At 62.9% G+C, this 18,950-nt stretch carries 18 protein-coding genes; 2 read left to right on the top strand and 16 right to left on the bottom strand.

What is annotated here, in order from left to right; all coding sequences use genetic code 11:
* Nucleotides 1-95: 95 nt before the first annotated feature.
* Nucleotides 96-1,133 (top strand): LacI family DNA-binding transcriptional regulator, encoded by a 1,038-nt coding sequence (locus RIA72_RS11140; protein WP_235588039.1) that lies wholly within the window; start codon nucleotides 96-98, stop codon nucleotides 1,131-1,133.
* Nucleotides 1,134-1,593: 460 nt separating this feature from the next.
* Here RIA72_RS11140 and RIA72_RS11145 read toward each other — a convergent pair whose 3' ends face one another.
* The 5 genes from RIA72_RS11145 to RIA72_RS11165 all read right to left on the bottom strand — a co-directional run bounded on the left by RIA72_RS11145 (nucleotide 1,594) and on the right by RIA72_RS11165 (nucleotide 5,316).
* Nucleotides 1,594-1,782: a hypothetical protein gene (locus RIA72_RS11145; RefSeq protein WP_082665232.1), complete on the bottom strand. Its 189-nt coding sequence runs from the start codon at nucleotides 1,780-1,782 to the stop codon at nucleotides 1,594-1,596.
* 69 nt (nucleotides 1,783-1,851) lie between these two features.
* Nucleotides 1,852-3,537, bottom strand: coding sequence for an ATP-binding protein (locus RIA72_RS11150; protein WP_294027798.1), 1,686 nt, complete (start codon nucleotides 3,535-3,537; stop codon nucleotides 1,852-1,854).
* Between the two features lie 110 nt (nucleotides 3,538-3,647).
* Nucleotides 3,648-4,124 carry a hypothetical protein gene (locus RIA72_RS11155; RefSeq protein WP_054588738.1) on the bottom strand — a complete coding sequence of 159 codons (477 nt, stop codon included), beginning with the start codon at nucleotides 4,122-4,124 and terminating at the stop codon, nucleotides 3,648-3,650.
* A 74-nt stretch (nucleotides 4,125-4,198) separates the two neighbouring features.
* On the bottom strand, nucleotides 4,199-4,660 hold the full coding sequence (locus RIA72_RS11160) for a hypothetical protein (RefSeq protein ID WP_054588739.1): 462 nt from the start codon (nucleotides 4,658-4,660) through the stop codon (nucleotides 4,199-4,201).
* A gap of 11 nt (nucleotides 4,661-4,671) precedes the next feature.
* Nucleotides 4,672-5,316, bottom strand: coding sequence for a hypothetical protein (locus RIA72_RS11165; protein ID WP_054588740.1), 645 nt, complete (start codon nucleotides 5,314-5,316; stop codon nucleotides 4,672-4,674).
* Between the two features lie 292 nt (nucleotides 5,317-5,608).
* Here RIA72_RS11165 and RIA72_RS11170 point away from each other — a divergent pair, with 292 nt between their 5' ends.
* Nucleotides 5,609-5,800, top strand: a complete 192-nt coding sequence (locus tag RIA72_RS11170; protein WP_054588741.1) for a hypothetical protein — start codon at nucleotides 5,609-5,611, stop codon at nucleotides 5,798-5,800.
* Between the two features lie 33 nt (nucleotides 5,801-5,833).
* On the opposite strand, the gene RIA72_RS11175 is transcribed toward RIA72_RS11170, so the two are convergent.
* The 11 genes from RIA72_RS11175 to RIA72_RS11220 all read right to left on the bottom strand — a co-directional run bounded on the left by RIA72_RS11175 (nucleotide 5,834) and on the right by RIA72_RS11220 (nucleotide 18,895).
* The gene (locus RIA72_RS11175; RefSeq protein ID WP_246553349.1) at nucleotides 5,834-6,511 is read right to left on the bottom strand and encodes a DUF5983 family protein; all 678 of its coding nucleotides are present in this window, start codon (nucleotides 6,509-6,511) and stop codon (nucleotides 5,834-5,836) included.
* Between the two features lie 99 nt (nucleotides 6,512-6,610).
* Nucleotides 6,611-6,874, bottom strand: a complete 264-nt coding sequence (locus tag RIA72_RS11180) for a hypothetical protein (RefSeq protein ID WP_058804208.1) — start codon at nucleotides 6,872-6,874, stop codon at nucleotides 6,611-6,613.
* A gap of 187 nt (nucleotides 6,875-7,061) precedes the next feature.
* Nucleotides 7,062-7,451: a hypothetical protein gene (locus RIA72_RS11185; RefSeq protein ID WP_350032147.1), complete on the bottom strand. Its 390-nt coding sequence runs from the start codon at nucleotides 7,449-7,451 to the stop codon at nucleotides 7,062-7,064.
* Nucleotides 7,452-7,507: 56 nt separating this feature from the next.
* A complete protein-coding gene (locus RIA72_RS11190; protein WP_215353423.1) occupies nucleotides 7,508-8,701 on the bottom strand; it encodes a DUF932 domain-containing protein in 1,194 nt (397 codons plus the stop codon).
* Between the two features lie 216 nt (nucleotides 8,702-8,917).
* The gene (locus RIA72_RS11195; RefSeq protein ID WP_054588744.1) at nucleotides 8,918-9,553 is read right to left on the bottom strand and encodes a DUF8835 domain-containing pootine; all 636 of its coding nucleotides are present in this window, start codon (nucleotides 9,551-9,553) and stop codon (nucleotides 8,918-8,920) included.
* Between the two features lie 33 nt (nucleotides 9,554-9,586).
* Complete coding sequence (locus tag RIA72_RS17485; protein WP_420496811.1) at nucleotides 9,587-9,811, bottom strand: zinc finger domain-containing protein; 225 nt, start codon at nucleotides 9,809-9,811, stop codon at nucleotides 9,587-9,589.
* Between the two features lie 50 nt (nucleotides 9,812-9,861).
* The gene (locus RIA72_RS11200; protein ID WP_054588745.1) at nucleotides 9,862-10,905 is read right to left on the bottom strand and encodes a hypothetical protein; all 1,044 of its coding nucleotides are present in this window, start codon (nucleotides 10,903-10,905) and stop codon (nucleotides 9,862-9,864) included.
* Nucleotides 10,898-11,380 (bottom strand): hypothetical protein, encoded by a 483-nt coding sequence (locus RIA72_RS11205; RefSeq protein ID WP_054588746.1) that lies wholly within the window; start codon nucleotides 11,378-11,380, stop codon nucleotides 10,898-10,900. Before RIA72_RS11205 ends, RIA72_RS11200 begins: the two co-directional genes overlap by 8 nt.
* Nucleotides 11,381-11,693: 313 nt before the next feature.
* On the bottom strand, nucleotides 11,694-15,989 hold the full coding sequence (locus RIA72_RS11210) for a strawberry notch-like NTP hydrolase domain-containing protein (RefSeq protein WP_058804206.1): 4,296 nt from the start codon (nucleotides 15,987-15,989) through the stop codon (nucleotides 11,694-11,696).
* 139 nt (nucleotides 15,990-16,128) lie between these two features.
* Nucleotides 16,129-18,150, bottom strand: a complete 2,022-nt coding sequence (locus RIA72_RS11215; protein WP_054588748.1) for a ParB/RepB/Spo0J family partition protein — start codon at nucleotides 18,148-18,150, stop codon at nucleotides 16,129-16,131.
* A gap of 31 nt (nucleotides 18,151-18,181) precedes the next feature.
* Nucleotides 18,182-18,895: a DUF7146 domain-containing protein gene (locus tag RIA72_RS11220; RefSeq protein WP_235588038.1), complete on the bottom strand. Its 714-nt coding sequence runs from the start codon at nucleotides 18,893-18,895 to the stop codon at nucleotides 18,182-18,184.
* Nucleotides 18,896-18,950 lie beyond the last annotated feature (55 nt).

Consider the following 18,950-nt stretch of genomic DNA (forward strand, 5'->3'; position numbering starts at 1 on the left):
TTGATAGGTTTTTATGAAATGCATTTCAATACAAAGTTTCATAATGGCGACTATTGGCGATTGCGCAGGGCCTGCAGCTGCCATATGAACGCAGAATGGCGCAAAAAAGCAGCGATACGACCACGATGCCGCGCACAACCCGGCCGACGATGGACGACGTCGCGCGCATTGCAAAAGTTTCAAAGCCGACGGTGTCACGGGTGTTGAGCGGAAGCCCGCTGGTCAGCGCGGATACACGCGAGCGTGTGCTGGCGGTCGCACGCGAGCAAGGATATGCGCTCAACCGTCATGCCCAGAAATTGCGGCGCGAACGCGCCAATGCGATCGCGGTCGTGCTCGACTTCGGATCGCATCGGCAAGGCGCGATCGGCGACCCTTTCATTTTCGAGTTGCTCGCCGGGATTTCCGAGGCCCTGTCGGTCCGCGATCTCGACCTGCTGCTATCGCCGTCGGGGCTGGACACGATCGACGGCTTTGTCGATCTTTACCAGTCGCGCGGTGCCGACGGCTTCATCGTGCTCGGCCAAGGCGCGCGCGACGCGCTGCTGCAAAAGGTCGCCCGCAAGGATATTCCCATGGTGGTCTGGGGAGCGGTCAATGAAGCGAGCGCCTACTGCGCGGTCGGAAGCGATAACAGCCTTGGAGGACGCCTGGCCGGTGAACGCTTCCTTTTGCATGATCGCCGCCGCTGGCTGTTCGTCGGAAGCCGCCAGCACGAGGAAATCCGCCTGCGCTTTGAAGGGCTGCAGGAAGCAGCCCGCAAAAATTCGGATGTCGAGATCGATGTTCTGTCGATCGAGTCCATGGCTTTTTCCGCGATTCACGACCAGGCCAACGCCTATCTGAAAACCTGTACCGTCCGCCCCGACGCAGTCTTCGCCTTTTCCGATACCGCAGCGATGGCGGTTATCGGCGCTTTCAGCAAAGAGGGGCATTTGACCCCGCGCGACTATTCGCTCGTCGGCTACAACGACATTCCGCCCGCGGCGCATTTTACTCCGTCGATCACGACCATCGCCCAGCAGACCGGAGTCGCAGGCGCGTTACTGGTGGAGAAACTGATGCAAGCGCTGGACGGTAGCAGGCCCCGATCCGCAATGCTACCAACTCAACTTGTCACTCGGCAGACCTAGCTGGCCGGTCGTCATGGCAGCTTTAAAGCGATGGTCCAAATCGGATAAACGACCGGCATCAGGCGCGTAGCTGCCATCCTCGCGGGGGTAAACGAACGACAGCTTATGGGCAGGCCCGCTGATTTCTCGAATGACCGCGATTAGGCGTATTCTGTTGAAAAACTCGGACGACGCACCTCATCCATGCCTCTTCCGTAATAAACATATAATAAGAACCCAATTGGCGATCCAAAGTTATGTAGCAATTAGAAATGTGCTAATATTTTTACTTGTGTCGAGGCGCCCAAAGCCGTGTGGATAGTTTTTCAACAGAATAAGGCGCATTCCCGACCAAATTCCATCGAAGCTCGACGTCTCGACGCTTGGCTTAGGAATCTGACGGACCGACATGCCTCTTGTGACGTCGTTGACCCGACATAAATGGCACCTACACCAAATGTGTGCCCAGGGAATGTCGGCTTCAGGCTACCCAGACCAGCAGATGTTCACCTAGCGGCGGCAATGTCGGAGAGACACGAAATGGCTGAATCGGCTTGCCGGTGCACACGATGAATTGACCACGACCGGTCGCGCCGCGGAGCTGAATCGCAACGGCATAGGCGTGGTCGAACGAGGCGAGCCGCGTCCGAAGGGGTGACAGGGCGGTCATGGATCACTCCGGCTGTGGGGGTAAGGGTAGAAGCGGACGCAAGGTCGCCAGCCTGTCATGGTCCGAATGCTATGCAGCGGTGGGCTCGGTTTCAGGATCAGCGGCTGCCAGATCGATTAGAACCTTGGCGACATCGGCCTTGAGGGTGAGTGTTCGACCCTCGGGGATCAGCCATTGGACATCGTCGCGGAAGGCCGATCGGATCTGTTCCAGAAGCGCCTCGTCCTTTCCGAGGAGGAGCTTGTTCGCCAGGTTACGCGCATCGCGGATGAAATCGTCATGCTGCCTGCCCCAGCTGTCGCTATCGCAATCCTCGTCATAAGTGAAGACCGCATCCTCGATCAGCTGCGCGAGCGCCTGCGGCGTGACGATTGCGCCCTCCCGGACAAAAACATGTGCTTCGCCGATATGGCTGCTCGCGTTCGCGCAGACGAGCATATCGACGGGAAGGCGAAGCGTGGCGGCGGGTTCATCGAGCCCGGCGCAGCGAACTATCGGAACATTAAGGGTGATCGCAGTCACCCAGCCCGATTCAACATGATCGAGCATCTGGTCGTCGTCGGCATAGTGGAACAGTTCGCCCTCCCGTTCGACCGCAAAGGACAGGCGGGGGACGCGCGGAAGCACATCATACCATCGATAGCCGGCAAATTTGTCTTCAGCGAAGACAGGTCGGAAGCCGAGCTTCTCCTCGGTCAACACCTTCGCCGCGCATTGTTCGATATCGGCCTCGTGCCTGGGGATCAGGATCATTGGGACAGCTTCGACGCGCTCGTCCTCGACGTAGGCATTGCCGTCCGCGGTTCGCGGGCGCCATGCACAGAGCCACGGGCTGGCTTCGGGAAGGCCAACGCCGAGCTCGGTAGCGCGCTTCCAGTCCTTGAACGACAGGCGATGTTGGCCTTTGAGCGCGATGGTCCGGAAAATGGCCGCCTGCACTTCAACCCGCAGATCGGCGAGTGCGGCATTCTCGACCATCTCCTTGCGCGCGGGCAAAACGAGCTGGAGCGAGGGCGCGTCGACGATGTCGATCCGGACCGTCCATTTCCGCCGTGCGTCGATTTCCCCGATGGCGGGCATGCGGCAGGGAACCTTGATGCCATGAAAATTGATGCGCGGATCGCTCGCGATGTCATAGGAATCGCTGAAGATTCCGATCCGGCAGCCATGCCACTCTTCGATCCGGCAGGCGCCCTTGAGGAAATCCTCGCGCGGCAAGACTGCGCCCTGAAATTCGACGGGCAACGGGAAATGCTTCGCCGCTGCTTCGACCCGCGATTGGAGATTGGGCAACCATTCGGCGGGCATGGCAATGACGAGCTGTGTGCCTTTGCGGACCTCGTAGGCTTCGACCGTTAGGGGATTTTCGCCCTGCCAACCGTCCTTGGGAAACGTGACCGTCCATCCGGCATTGGCGGCTCTCGAGAAGGATCGCACAGTAACGCGCTTGCCGGCGAGGCTGAACACACCCATTCCGGCAGGGTCTTCCCGCCGTGCGATCTGGTCGCTCCAGTCAGAGCGGCCCAGCGTCACGAAGGCGGCGGGATCATCGATGCCGGTGCCGTCGTCTGCAATAAAGAGGGCTGGATTGCCTTCATGCTCGCCGAGATCGACGGCGATTCGCTGCGCACCGGCACGGCGGGCATTCTGGAACAGCTCGTTGAGAACGTCGGTGATCGTCCCGTTGAAGAGGCGCGACACCTTAGTGATAAGCTGCTCGCCGACGGAAGGGCGGATTTGAGCGGGAAGCGTCATGGGAATACTCCGGTTGCGCGGCAGCCTCATTGCCGCCGCACGTCCCCGCCTCCTTTCCTCCCGGCCGATGACGATCGGTCGCGAGCGATTGAGTGCGGGCGGCTCAGGCTTCAGGCGGAGCGAAGTGCCTTCTCGGCCGCGGTTTCGACATAGATTTGCCGCGCGCGCCCGCGACGCCGTTTCCGGATGCGGCCCTCAGCATAGGCCTCAGCCCATCGTTGCGCCTCGGCGGCACGCGCTCCGGCGGAGCATTCGTCCGCTTGCTCGAAGATCGTATAGGCGAGCGCATATTGCTCGCGTTCCGGAAGCGCGAGCAGCGCCGAGGCGATGGGCAAGGTGCTTTCGTAGAATTCGAGAGCGTGGCGACCGCCGCCATGGTGCATCAGTATGGCGAGCCGGCCCTTGCTACCGATCCCGGTCGGCCTCGCAATCATCACATCGTGCGAGGCATAGGTGACGGCGCCAAAACCATCGGGTTCCGCCGGATAGAAAATGCGGTTATCACGATGGGGAAGCGGGTGCGCGAGAATCTCATATCTGTCGAAGTTCTCGACTTTCCGGATGTCATTATGTCCGATGACCGTCATCGCAGGCCCTTTCTGCTGGGGTGAAGTAACTATGCCCAGGGCAGGCGCCTTGGGCGGCTCGTCGATGACGGCAATCAGGCAGCCCGGAGGCTGTCGCGCTGACGCAGACCGAGGTCGATAGCTGAGAGGCTTGCGAACCCAGGTTCGACGGCATCAAAGATGCCGGTTAGGTCGTCGAGGTCGGCCCAGACGCAGGCGTCGCCCGGATCAGGATCGAGCTGGAAGACGATCGGTAACGAGTCCGCGGTCATCTCCCGGAAGAAGGTGCGAATGATCAGCCACTCGATCCGGCGTCCGACTGCCCCGACGCGCGAGGCAAGCGCCGTCCGCTCGACAGGGCGCATCGCGAGGTAGCGCTCGGGCGCAATGAGCGGAGCGATCCGAATGCAAGCAATACGACCGGCGACCCCGGGCGCGTGAACGGTGCCGGCGCTCGCGATACGCTCCACCGCAACACCCTCGGCCGGAACCAGCGCGCGATAGACATAATGGGGCAGCGCCCCCGCGATGCGGGAACGCGAGACAATGACTTTCATCGACGTTCTCCTCAAGCGACCAGCCGCATCGGCGGCGTTCCGGGTTCGGCGAGGTGCAGTTCGCGCCGGATGCGCGCGGCGAGGCGGTCAGGCTCGAGCAGTTCGCCGACCGCGGCCCAGTGGTTGCGGTCGCCGCAATAATCCTTCCGCCCGGCGACGCGGCGGAACATCACTTCACGGCCGGATCCGATGCCAAGCCGGAGCTGGACATAGATTTCCTCGGTATGAAGGATGATCTCGCCGCTGACGGCAATACCGCCCTTGATCGATCGAAGATCATAGGTGCCGTCCTCCATGCAAAGGGCCTCGGCAAGCCGCTTCAGGGCCTTTCGGCCGTCGCTATGGAAGAGCTTCTTTGCCTGCTCGTCGTAGCTGACACCCCTATGCGCCAGCACCACGAGTGCGGATTTGCCGCGCATGTCGGCGATGCGGTCCAAGCAGGCGCGCCGAAGCGCGGTGTCGCCGCCGCCCGTGGCGCCCGCAACGGCACCGAGATGCCGCGCGAGCAACAGTACTGCGGGATCGGTTTCGTCGGGATTGCCGGCATTTCGGCAATCCTTGATCGCCGCGATCAGCGCGTGGAGACAGGCCGGCAGCGTCGAGAGTGCCGAAGGATCGAGCGCCTGCTGGAAGCGGAACGCGATATCGTATGACATGGGACAGGTTCCTTCTCCGGACGCCTATTGCGCCCGCCCCTGTCCTTCCCTCTCTCCTCCCATTTCGCAGGGATATTGAAGGCACCCCAAGTGCCCGCAGCCGCGATGTTCCACATCTGTCGATCGATGGCGAGCGGGAGGCAAGCGAGCGGGCGCCCCTCGGGCTCGGGTTCGTGCAGTGCACGTCGTGGCGCTGCAATTCATCGCCGAGAGGAGAATTTGCGCAGCCGACGATCGTCCGAATGTGCTAGATTACGTGCCTGCCCAAAATTGCGTCCCGCGGAGAATGACGATGCGCGAACTGGACGAGGAAGAACGCCATCTATTGCGCGCGCTCGATGGCCCGCTTGCGACCGGCGATCTGATCACGATGGTCAGGGATCTCGGCGAAATCCTGCGCAATCGCGGCCATGTGATCCAGGCCAATGTCGCGGAGCTTGCCGCCGATCGGCTGGAAATGCTCGATGCGCGGTCGCAGGCTTAATGGGAATTACGCCAAACATACCAAGGACCGGCTTCACCAGTCATGCTTCGGCAATGCCTCGACGCTGCCAGCGTCGCAGTCGAACAGGATATGGTCGAAGCCATGTGCACGAGCAAATCTCATCGCGGCAAGAAGATCGGCCGGTAGCTTGGCCTGCGCCGGCTCATCCACCTCGCGCGCCGGAACGAACCATCCGTATATGGTACTCGCAACATTGATCGGCCGGTCGGAGGTTGCCGCCGCGCACCATTCATCAAGCATGGCTGCCGTCGCAGTCGACAGATGCGCCGTGGCAATGACGCAATAGTGCCCGGTTTCGGGGCCCAGTGTCTGCATGTCGGCGAGTAGCGGATCGATATGGACGCGGTCAGTCTTGAGATTCTCGCTCGGATGATCATCGAAATAGATGTCCGCGATCGTTTGATCGTCGAGCGTCGCCGGATCGCGCCCATCTTCGATATCGGACCACCACTCGCGGCAATATTCGGCGACTTCCGCCATCAAGGCTTTCTGAGTCAGCGCGGCATAATGGTTGGTGCCATGCTTATGATCGATTGAACCGATGTGGATGTCGAAGCCCCACGGAATCAATCCCCGCGCAAGGCAATCCTCGAACGCAGCGATATCCTCGATCACCGCGGCGCGGGCAGCGTCATCGAGGTCGGCCGGCGTTTCGATGGCGGCACGGGCACGAGCGAGCAGTTGCGCCAAGGCGCGGATGCCAATGTCAGACATGATATAATCCTGTTCGGCTGATGTGAGCCTGCGCCGGCACTCGGCGAACTACGGCGCTTGGGCATGCTGGATCGATCAAATGACAATCGTTTGATCGATCGCGTCGATAACGCAGCGAATATCAGCTGCAGCCATTTCTAGGCGGCGCAGCGCTTCTTTCCGGCAATCACAGCCCTCGCTCGATGCTAGCTCAGCCATGAGAAAGGCAAAGAGCGGATCGCCCAAATCGTGGGTCTCCTCGATGCTTTCGATGTGGGCAAAGTCGCCTTCACCGTATGCGACGGCGCAAATTCGCTGGAATGGATTCAACATCGTCGGAACCGTTTCGGCAATGGTCATGCTCCCAAAGCAAGAAGGGACATGCCGGGCGTCCGGCATTGATCTCGCGAAGTGATGACCTTCACGAAGGATGAGGCCTGTCGGCGCGTGTCGATGACGTCCACGGAAAGGGAGCCTGGGCCGATATTCGTCGCATTCGGTAGCCAGCGACAGCGCCGTTCGCGCCATCGTGGGGACCGATCGACAATCATATCGGCGCGTCGGGATCGTCCATCGGCCTCGCGGTCGCGGCGCGCGAGAGGTCCGGAATGCGCGGGTCGTTGTAAATGCAGTCGAGCGACATCGACAGCGCGTGGTGCTCCGCCCCCTCGGGTGTCGAAGCATCGATCGTATAGACTGCGCTCGCAAAGCAATCGTCGCCGCTGAAAAATGCGACATCGACAAGGTAGGTAGCGACGACGGCGGTTGAGACCGCGCCTCGGCAATGCCTGTCGATGAGGTCCGCGACGCTCGAACGCAGCCCATCGATGTCAGGGTCAAAATCTTTCCACGTCACATCGTTGGGGCATTCGTCGAGGAGATAGTTGGACATGAGGTCCTGCATCGTATCGAGCAAGCGGTAGCGCGCATCGGTCATGGCGGGTCTCCATGGGAAGGAAGCCGCCGGATCGAACGAACCGGCGGCTTCGGACGTCAGTGGGCGGTTTCGAGAAGCTTGCGGGCCTTGCCCTCGACTTCGAGCCGGCTGTCCTGGTTGGTCCTGGTGCGCGCAAAGGCCGTGATGCCCTGCACGAAATCATAGATCGTCTCAGGCGGGCGGCCCTCTTCATTGAGCACCGTCGCGACGATCTTTGCGGTTTCGGCCTTCGAGAAGCCGCGTTTGCGCAGGAACGTCTCGCGGTCCTCATCCTTGCGGGCGACGATGCGCTCGCGCGCGGTCTTGATGCCGCTCAGGAATGGCATCGGCGAAGAGTCCGCGAAATGCTCGAGCGCGGGCGCTGCTTCATGGGCGAAGCGGTTGGCTGCGAATTTCGAGTGGCGGATCTTCACCTCCTCGAAATTCTCGACGCCCCAGAGGTTGCGGTTCATGCACACGGCGCGCAGATAGAAGGTCGCCATGCCGAGCGTCTTCGCGCCGACCTCGGAGTTCCAGCAGTAGAAGCCGCGGAAATAGAGATCGGGATCGCCATTGGGTAGCTTGCCCGCCTCGATCGGGTGCGTGTCATCGACCAGGAAGATGAAGACGTCGCGGTCGGAGGCATAAAGCGTCGTCGTGTCGCGTGTGACGTCGACATAAGGATTATAGTGCATGCTCGACCAGTCGAGCACGCCGGGGACCTTCCACCGCGTTTGCCCGATGCCGTCGCCGGCGATCTTCATCACCGCTTCCACGAGCTCATAATCCCAGATACGGCCATATTCGGGCCCGGTCGCGGCGCGAAGTTCGGTCCGCCCGTCGTCGGTCTGCAGCAGTTTCACCTGCTCGCCGCGGTGCGCGACGAGGCCGTGCTGAAGATTGATGCCGGCAAGCGCAGCCGGAAGCTCGCGAAGATAGGACGCGGGCGCGCCGACGAGGCTGCAAAGCTGTCCGAATGCCCAGTTCGTCGGCGCAACGGGCCGCTCTTCGTCGGGGACCATCAGCGAGAGTCGCTCGGGGCTATCGCTCCGCGCCTCGACACGGATCGCCTTGCTGTCGACGACGCGCGCGGTTGCCCGGTCGGCGCGGGCGCGAACGACATCATAGAGATCGGTCAGCGAGAGGAAGCGCTCGTCGTCGGGACGCGAGAACCATTCGGACGAAACGCGGCCGATGTTGCGGCCGCGGGAGATATCGACGCGATAGGCGCCGCCGACCGGACGGTCGGCAGCGGGGACAAGATTGGTCATGGGAAATCTCCGGCAAGAGTGGAACGTCGAGCCGGACCGAAATCACTGACCGGCTCGCCCCGTTCCCACCCCCTTCCCTCCCGACCGGCAGTCAGATGGCGTGGTGCGCGCTCGTTTGGTCGGTACCGCGCCGGTTCGCCTTGAGCAGCCCTCAGGCGGTGCAGAACGTGACCGTCTTGCCATCGACGCCCATCAGCGAGGCAAGGAAAGACGTGGTCAGCCGAACGGCTTGCCATTCTCCACGAAGGTGTATCCGTTGGCGGTTATCGCCTCATCTACGGCCTGCTCGGACGTCAGATACTCGAATTCGCTTTCGAGGCGCCGATAGAGCCAGCGGGCAAGGTCGCGCAGTGCTTCGATGATGGTTTCTTCCGCGGGGGAACCGAAGGCGATCCCTTCGCGCTCGACCGCGATGTCCATGCAATATTCATGGTAATAGCGACCGCGGTGGCGAATATCGGCGCTGAGCCGGTAGAAATGCTGGCGCTGGATGTAGCGAAGCGCATCGGCGATCTGGTGAAGCCTGGCATCCTGCGGCGCGTAGACCCGGATGGCTTTCGATGATCTGGGCCGATAGGCGTAGCTGCCGGCAAAGCTGGCGCCGTCTCCCTGGCTGGCAAAGCCCGTGAAGAATATCTGCGGCTCTTCGCGCTTTGTGCCTCCGACATGGGAAACCGGGTTGGTGCGAAGCGTGATACCGAGGATGTCGCAGATCGCCTCGAAGTCGCTGAAGACGAAGTCGTACCAGTCATGGTCGAAGGCGCCCTGACGATACCAGTCGCGCGCCTTGTCCTTAGCGCGCTCGTCCAGTTCGTCGAACTGATAGACGGTGATGGGGATGATTTCGGGCATTGCGGAAACCTCTCCGATTGGCGGCGCCGCGGTTCAATCGAACAGCGGCAGGCCCAGTTGAGGCGAAACGCAGCCGAGACCGCAGAGCCCGAGCGGGCACGGTCCATACTTGCCCTCGCGGTCAGCGAGGATGTCGCGCGAGGTGTGAAATTCGACGAATGGCCCGCTATGCCCACTCGGCCGGCGGCAGCCGACACCTACCGCGGCGTGGCAGTTGGGGCAGACAACCTCGAGAATGGGATCGCGGTGCCGGGACATTGTGCAGCCCGGTTTCTGGCAGAGGGCCTAGCCTTTGACGATGTGCGCCATCACGCCGCCTTCGCCACCTTGGCGAACCGCTCATCGACCTCACTGGGCGTGGCGGCGAACACGGTCCAGTCGCCATAGTAGATGCCGTCATATTCGACATAGTCGTCGAAGATGGTCAGGCGCCAATCACAGAGCGGACCCGCGACGTTGGACAATCCGCGTGCGCACCATTCGGCCATGACCGCCGGGAAGAATCGGTCCATGACATCGGGAGCCGCCGCGAACTTGACGTCGCACATATAGGTCGTGTGCACATAGGCGAGCGGGCCGATCACCGGTCCTTCGCTCCCCCAGTCTTCAAGATTTTCGTCGGGATCCTTGCGGCCGTGATAGAGATGCAGGTAGAGTCCGGGCGCCTCCGGGACAGGCGAGGTCGCGTCGGTGTCCCCGGCAGTATCGTGCGGCTCGCCAAGCACGCGCGCCGCAATCCAGTCCCGATAGCCAAGGCGTGTGTCGTCGTTCGCGATCTGGTATTTCCAATCCGCGAGCGGGTGGGCTGGATACTCGGTCCAGGCATCACGTTCCAGGTGAGGCGGGTCGCTCGGCGCGGACTGCCCGAGCGCCGCCGACAAGGCCTCGCTTGTCGAATGCATCTCGATGCGATCCGCGAAGATGGCGCACCAGCCGCCGCCAAACTCGCCCTCGCGAGGTTTGGAGCAGCTTTCCGACCATTCGAAACCGATAGCGGCGCGAAGAAGGGATTCGGCGCAGCACCGATGGATGACCGTTGCGACCGGGTCGGGCTGGAAGGTTGGCGTGCCATAGATATGCGCGATCTGACCGACCCCGTCGATCGACGCAGTTCCCGCCTCGAAACGGGCACCGAAATCGGGAAAATACGCATCGCAGAATATCGTGCCAAGGCCGCTCCACAGATCATCTTCGTCTTCAGGAGGAAAGAGTTCGAGGATTTTCGGGCTTGGCGCCGGTGCGACGATACCGCTCATCATGTCGCTGGCCGCCCCGAATATCTCCTTGAGCAGCGCCAGCTCGGCATCTGTGCAGGCGAAGCTGAAGCTTGCCTCGAGATAATGTTCAGCCATCGCCATTCTCCCGGCACAAGGACGGGCTTTCGCGGGTTCCGATGGACAAGGGCGGCAGAGCGAAATCGCCCGCTTGAAACCAGGCGTTCGCCGCAGCGATCGAACCAAGGTCGTTCAGCTCTCGTTGATTGAGGACGATCTGGTCAGCGTCATTTACCTCGTAGTGTCGGGGCGCCCGATCGCCCGTATGAACCGCGCGCTCGGGTCCGAATGCGCCGGAACACGCGTCCGAGCGCCGAACGAAGGCGATGCCGTGATTGCAGCAGAAGGCTTCGACACATTCGAACTGACCGCCGATCAGTTCATAGGCACAAACCTCCAGGATATGCCCGTCGGCAATATGGGAAAACTCGATCGAATTCCCTTCCCAATCGGCTTTCCCGCCATCGCATTCGATAGCTTCGAGAAGCGCGGGTATCAGATTGCGAGAAATCGTGCCGCCGATCCGGATCATGGCGGATGCCCGGTCTGCCATGGGAACCTCCATCTTCTTGGTGGTCGGCAGACAATTCCGCCGCCACTCCCCGCTCCACCCCCTTCCCTCCTCCGGAGAATTGCTTTCGCGGGGCGAGCATGGAGGCGCGTAGGTTCCGCGTTTGACGAGCCAAGTTCAGCAAGTCCCCCCTCGTCGAGAAGCTCGAATATGGTGCAATCGGTCGGCAAGGTCGCGGGCGGCATGCTCGCCCGGCTTCCAGCACGGGCATCGCGGTGTCGAAACCGTCGACGAACTGCCGGTCGACCTGCCCATAGGCCCGCGACATGACCCTCTCCCTATGAGAGGTTCGATTTCACTGTGGCGGCTCGGCGATGATGGTGCTCAGGATTTCATCGGCCTTTCCCGCCGGGAGGAAGAGCCGGGTCTTGTATGCAATCACCTCGCTGAACGCGCCGCGCGCTTTCAGCCATTCGCGGTCCTGAGGCCGGAAGTCCCGGATCTCGATCCGGCGGCTGTCGTTCACCATCGCCGACACGAGACGTGCGCCGTGCAGCCCAGGGATCAAGGCGCCGTCGCCATGCCGGGCAGCCTCGATCAGTTCGCCAGGCGTGAGCATGATCGAGGAAGTGAGGCCGAAAGCCGATTGCAGCTTCTCGATCGCCCCGGGCATGACGATGCGGCCGAGGATCGACGTCCCCGCCGCGTCGTCGATCCGCCAGACACGAACGTCGTCCTGCGGCAGTTTGTTCCAGACGGGGAGCAGGAGACCCGTTGCGACACTGATCGTCTCGATATCGACCTTGTCGAGCGCCTCGGTCACTTCGGCTTCCCAGAAGCTCTGGAAGCTCTTGCGGTCGATCTCCTCCCAGTGCGTGTGCGCGAGCCCTGCAAGCTGGATGCGGTTCGAACCTGTCGGGCGGACAAGCTCCATCATCTTGACGGGCCTCCCGTCGTCGTCGGTGATCGACCAGGACGGAACGCAAAGGGCGACGCGCCCGGAACGGCTGTTCCGCAGAGACCGGCCATCCGCGGAACCGCCCCAGATCTTGTCAAGGCGCGCCCACCCCGTGACGCGCGGTTTGAGGTGAAGCTCGAGGCGGAGCAGCCGGGTCTCGGCGCCGGATACCGGATCCTCCCTCAGCACCTGCTGCGAGAGCTCGACGATACGCTCGGCGCGGATCGCCTCGACGCCAAGATCAAGCGTGCCGGCCTCGCGAGCGGCGTCGACGCGGGCCTGGATGAGCCCCATATATTCCTCGAAAATGGCATCCTGGGTCGCGATGCGTAGCGCGAGGATGCGGTTCAGCCAGCGCTGGATCGGCGGCAGCTTGTCGAGCAGGGTTCCATTCTCGTCGACGAGCTTCAGGCCCGTGATAATCTGGAACTTCTCGAGACCGATGCTCGCGAGCTTGCCGGCATGGAGCAGATGATACCATTGGGTCAGCGCTTCGCGAGCATAGCTGCTTTCGAGATTATCCGCGGGGTCGAATAGATTCTGGCCGCCGGTCTGACGCTGGCCGCGCGTGAGCGCGCCGAGGGTATCGAGACGGCGCGCGATGGTGCTGATGAAGCGGCGTTCGCCCTTGCAGGTAGTCGTGACCGGCCGGAACACCGGCGGCTTCCACTGGTACGTCCGATGCGTGCGGCCGAGACCCTGGATCGCGATGTCGGCGCGCCAGCCCGGTTCGAGCAGGAAATGGATGCGCCGCTTGTTCGCGGTCGGACAATCCAGGTCGGCGTGATAGGAGCGCCCGGTGCCGCCCGCTTCCGAGAAGACGAGGATCGGCTTGCGTCCTGACATGAAGGCGTCGGTCTCGGCGATATTGGAACTGGCGCTGCGGCGCTCGAGCTTCTGTCGGCCTTGCCCGTCAATGACAACGCGACGGCTGCGGCCAGTGACTTCTGCGACCGCGTCGGTTCCGAAATGCGCGATAAGGAAGTCGAGCGCGGCCGGGACCGGCGGCATCGAACAGAGGCTTTCGACCAGATTATCGCGCGCCTCGACCGCTTCCTGGCAGAGGACAGCATTGCCGTCGCCATCGTGCATCGGCTCGGAGCGCAATGCTCCGTCGGATGAGCGAAAGGCGCGCATCTGACGCGTCGGGAAGGCTGTCTTCAGATAATCGATCAGCGTATCGAGCGGCGAGACGTCGATCGCGAGGTTGGCGCGTTCGTCCGGCGAAAGGCCCGCAAGGCGGCGCTCGAGGATCGCCTCGGCCGTGCTGGTCAATTGCACGACGGCGACATGGCCTGCTGCCAGCTCCTCCTCGATCGAACGAACGACGGTCGGCATTTTCATCGCGATCAGCACTTGGGAGAAGAAGCGCTGCTTGGCGCTCTCGAACCGGCTGAGCGCCGATCCCTTGGCCATGGCATTCATCGTCTCGCCCGACATGCGGTCGACAATGTTCGACGCCTTCAGCACCTCGTCGAGGTTCTGGTGAACGATCGCCCAGGCGTCGGCATAGGCATCGTAGATCTCTATCTGGTCGGGCGTCAGCCGATGCTCGAGCGGGTCATATTCTACGCCGGCGAAACTGAGCGCACGCGCCGTGTAGAGACCCATGGACTTGAGGTCGCGGGCGACGATTTCCATCGCCGCGATACCGCCGTCGGTCATCGCAGCGAGAAAAGCGTCGCGGTTCACGAAGGCCGTGTCGGGCCCCCAAAGCCCGAGCCGCGAGGCATAACTCAGATTCTCGGGCTTGGTGGCGCCGGTGGCCGATTCATAGACCACCCGGGCGCGCGGCAGTGCGTTCTGCAGGCGCACTCCGGCCAATCCCTGTTCAGACCCCTTGGCCTGGCGATATTCGTCTTTGGTGCCCGCCGCATTGCCCATCGAATGGGATTCGTCGAACAGGATCACGCCCTCGAAAGTGCCTTCCGCCCATTGGAGGATCTGCTGGAGACGTGAGCATTGATCGTGACGCTGCGAGCGGAGCGTCGCATAGGTGAGGAAGAGGATGCCGCTCGCCATGCCGATCGACTGCCCAAGCGGAAAGGCATCGAGCGGCTGGATGTCGATCGGAAGGCCGCCGAGCGCGGTCCAGTCGCGGCGCGCGTCTTCAAGGAGCGTCGCGCCCTTCGATATCCAGACGGCGCGGCGGTTGCCGCAGTTCCACTGGTCGCGGATGATAGCGGCGCCCTCGCGGCCCTTGCCGACGCCGGTGCCGTCGCCGATGAAGAAACCCATGCGATAGGCGTGCCCGTCGGCATCCTCGCGGAGTTGGTCGCCCGCCTCGTTGGGCACGAATCGGCCCGGCAGGTCGCGCGAGAAGGCATCGCCAGCATAGATGATCGCTTCGAGTTGGGCGTCGGACAGCGCGCTGCTTGCCCGCTTCTGGAAGAGCGGCCGATATCGCGGGATCGGCGGCAGCACCGACGCCATGGCAAGCGATTCCACGAGATTGTCCGGATGCGGCGTCGCGCCCGGTATATCGATGCGCGCAAGCCGCCAGGGAGCGTAGATGCCGACCGGATCGCCGACCGGAAGCGGCGCGTCGCGAACCGAGTAAGCAAGCGGCTCGGCGCGATCGTCCTTCGCGGCGATCCGCGACGGCGCGATGACCTTGGGGCTCGCGAGCCCGGAAAAGAGCGATGCCGATCCGGATTTGAGCGCCGGACGGAACGGGATCACCGCCGGGGTGGCCGGGGGCGGCTCATCGGACGATCCCAATCGCGGCGGGAGCGCGAGCACGATGGGCAGCGCCGCCTCGATCGAGTCGACGGTGTGGCGTTCGGTCTCGCCGATCCAGCCCTTGTCGAAGACGATCAGCCGAACGGCGATGCCGGTGCCATGCTTGACGTACGGGCGGCCGAGAATGGTGATCTCAACGCGCGGACGTCCGATCTCGGCGACCGAGACATAGCCGCGGGCACCGCTGCCGTCGTGCGCGAATCCCGGCGACATAATCGCAACGCAGCGTCCGCCGTCGGCAAGACGGAGGAGCGCGGAGCGAAGGTGGCGAGCGCCGGCATGGCGATCCTCGCCGCGGCCTTCGCTACGGCTGAAGGGCGGATTGATCAGGACGACGGTCGGACGGACATCCGGCGGCAGCCGGTCGTGAATGAATTCGGCATCGTGTGTGGTGACGTCGCTGTTCGTCACGAGAGCGAGCAGTGCGGCGCGGCAGGCATCGCGTTCGTTGAGCGTTACGGAGGCGCCCGTGGCGATCGCGCGGGCGGCGAGCATGCCGATGCCCGCCGACGGTTCGAGCACATGGTCGTCGGCCGTAATCGCCGCTGCACGTGTCGCTAGCCAGCCCAGCGCGTCTGGCGTGCTGAACTGTTGCATCTCGACTTGATGCTCGCTGCGATAGGTCTGCGTTGGTAGCGCCTTCTCGAATGCAAGAATGGCTGCGAAGGCATCTTCGGGCGGGCAGTCCGGGTTCTGGTCTTCACCGAGCGACAACATGTTCGAAGCCTGCGCCGCTTCGAGCGCATCATAGGCGTCGCGCATCGACCAGTGTCCGTCGGCATCGGATCCGCCGAACGCCTCCGACATGAGCCCTTTGAGCAGCGAACGGGTGACCGAATGCGGGTCGGCGAGCCGGGATTGCAGAGCCCGCGCTACGCCGTGAAGACGCTCGGCCTTTTCCCGGGCGCTGGAATCAGGGGTCTCGGCGAGATTGAGAAGCGGAAGGGTCATGGAAGATCTCCTGAACGGGCTCCGGGGCACCTGCCCCCGCCGCACACAGCCCTCCCCCCTCTCCTCCAGGGTGGAAGGCGGCATGAAAAAGGGGCCGCGACGCGTGGTCACGGCCCCAATCGAGGTCGGCTTTGCCGGGTCAGGCCGCGTCGGCGATCGGTTCGTCCTCGTCGCCATCACCGACCGCTTCGTCGTCGAACGTTATTTCGGCGGCATCAGCAGGCTCCAGGTCGGCATCGTCGTTCGCCAGCGCAGCGACGGGATGCTCGAAGCGCATCGCGTCGGGAAGCCAGGCGAGCGCCTTTTCCTTGACGTCGGCTTCCACGATGATGTTGCCCGCGAAGAGCTGTTCGGCCGAGGATGCAAGGAGATCCTTCTTTGACGCGCCATAGCGTTGGCCGAGTTCGCTGCCGCCAATTTCCGCGAACAGGTCGAGGATCGTCGTCTTGGTGAGCCGCTTGAAGTAATTCTTCGCGGTCGGTCGCCACCAGGCGGCGACATCGATCCCGAGCTTGCAGCCGAGATGGTCGACGAAATCGCTGCCGGTCGTCTTGGCGGGCACGGCGTGGATCGTACGGGCGATCGCCCAACCCAGCCATGCCGCGCGTGCTTCCTCACCAAGCGCACAGAAGGCATCGTAGCGGCCAGTGACACCGGCATCGGGGTCGATCCAGCTCCGATCGAGTCCGGCTTCGAGCTTAGCCCATTCCTCGGCCGCCGTCGTGCCGCTCTCGAACCCGATGACGCGCGACGGCGCCGCATCGGCCCTCAGTTCGCTCGCGAGATCGCTCGCCCCGTAACGCCGCTGCGCGGCATCGACCATCACGAACGTCCCGAGATCGAGCGCGAACCGCGGGTCGCTGGCGACATGGACGCGGAGCAGTTCCGCCTTCATCGTTGCGAGTTCGTCAGCAAGCCGCTGGCTGATCGCGGGTTTGCCTGATGCTCCGCCAGGAGCCGCATCGTCGCGGTCATCGTCCGAGTCATCGGTTTCGCTCATCGCTTCGGGGGTTCGGTAGACCTGATGATGAACCCGGGGCTGGCCATCCTCACCGAGGACGACGAAGGCGAGCGCCGAGGCCTTCTGGTCATCGGACAACACCGGCGGACGATTCTGGATTTCACGGAGTTCGGATTCCAGATCGCGATAACGCTGTTCGTCATCATCGGTGATGCCGTCGTCGCTTTCGTTCGCGGCTTCGCCGATGATGGTCATTTCGGCCTCGATCTCGGCGCAGCGCGCTTCATCCTCTGCCGTGGGTGGCGGAATCTCTCCGCGAACCGGGCTCAGACCGTCAAGCTCGATGTAGGAGACGCGCGTCGTCGGCAGCGCACGGATTTCGCCAAAACCCTCACGTTCGCGGATAGCCTCGGCTTCGACCGCGAGTTTTTCATCCGTCAGCCGGTCGAGTATGTCACCGTCGATCCAGTTTTCGGACGCGCTGTCGGAGAAGAGGTCGGAGTCGATCCGTCCGCCCGCTTCGAGATAAGCTTCGCGGCCGACAAGCAGCGCCTTGGGGTCACCGCCGCGATAGCTGCCGGAGGCGAGCTCGCGCCGGATGGTGTAGACGTCGTCCCCGTAATAGCTGTCCTGATACTGCTCGAACACACGGGCCTGACGAACGGTGTCGGACGTGCTGCCATAGGCCTTGGCGACCTCGAGCGTGATGTCGCCCTTGCGGAGCGCCTCGAAGATCGTCTCGTGAAGATCGGCGAGACGAACGCGCCCGAGCACGAAACGCTCGGTCTTGCCGAACCGCGCGGCAACCTGCGCGGGGGTTTTGCCTTCCTTCTCGATCATATTCTTGAAGGCCGTGCATTCATCGGCGGCGGTCATCGGCAGCTTCTGGTTTTCAGCGAGGCTGAGCTCGATGGCGTTTTTCGCGTCCGGCATCACCATAACCGGCACGCAGAAGTCTTCGGGAAGCTGGCCCTTTTCGATCAGGGCATGAACCCGCGCGAGACGCCGGCCGCCGCCGAAAATGCTGTAGCTGTCCTTCTTGCGTTTTATTGCGGTGCCAATCAGGTTCTGGAGCACGAAGCCGGCTTGGCCGATCATCGCTTCCAGTTCGGCGTCGGCGTCGGAGTCGCTTTCCGTTCGGACATTCAGCGGGGAAGCGACGCAGTTACGCGCAAGCGCGTATACGATCGGATATGTCATAGTCCGTCTCCTGGCGGCGGAGGCCCGACCATCAGGCCACTCGGCGCCGCCAGTCCCCCACCCCCTTCCCTCCTTCCCGTAGGACATCGTTCCAGTCGTTCCGCCCGTGCCACGGCCAGATCGTGCCGATCTGCCGCCCGGGTGCCGTATAGGCCTCGGTTGCAAGCGGCACGGCCAAGCGTCCCGCATTGTCATTGTCGGGGAGCAGGATGAGGCGGTTCACGGATTTCGGGATGGCAACATGGGGGAGGCGTTCATTGCCGAGCGTCGCCCAGACCGGGATGCCGAGCAGAATCATCGCCGAAACCGCTGTCTCGACACCTTCGGCAATCCCAAGCGTCTCGGTGGCGGAAGCGAGCCGAACAGCACCGGCGCAGGGGTTGCCTAGCAGGCGTCGAGGATGGCGAAGGTCGCGTGCACGCCGCCCGCGGGCATCGAGAAAGGTCCTCTGGACGGCGAGCAGACCGGAATCGTCGGTAACGGCGGCGAGCATCGCCGGGCGAAACCGTGCCGCCTTGCCCTTGCCGAGCGGAGTTCGGTCGCAGAAGCGCAAAGAGTCGAGCGCGATGTGAATCGACCGATTGCGTAGGTAGGTCTCGGCGATAGTCCAATTTATCGGCCGTCCGACCCTCCAAAGATCGAAGGCGCGCTTTTGCAGCCATCGGTCGAGCTTGAACTGCTTGGCGATTCCATTGCCCTTTGCGCCCAAGGCATTCGGATCGAGCCGCCGAATGGCGCGCAGCACGTCGCGCGTGTCGCAGCCGGCAAAGCATTTGAACAAGAGTCGGGTGTCGCCAACG

The organism is Sphingopyxis sp. (assembly GCF_040216815.1).
Taxonomy (GTDB): domain Bacteria; phylum Pseudomonadota; class Alphaproteobacteria; order Sphingomonadales; family Sphingomonadaceae; genus Sphingopyxis.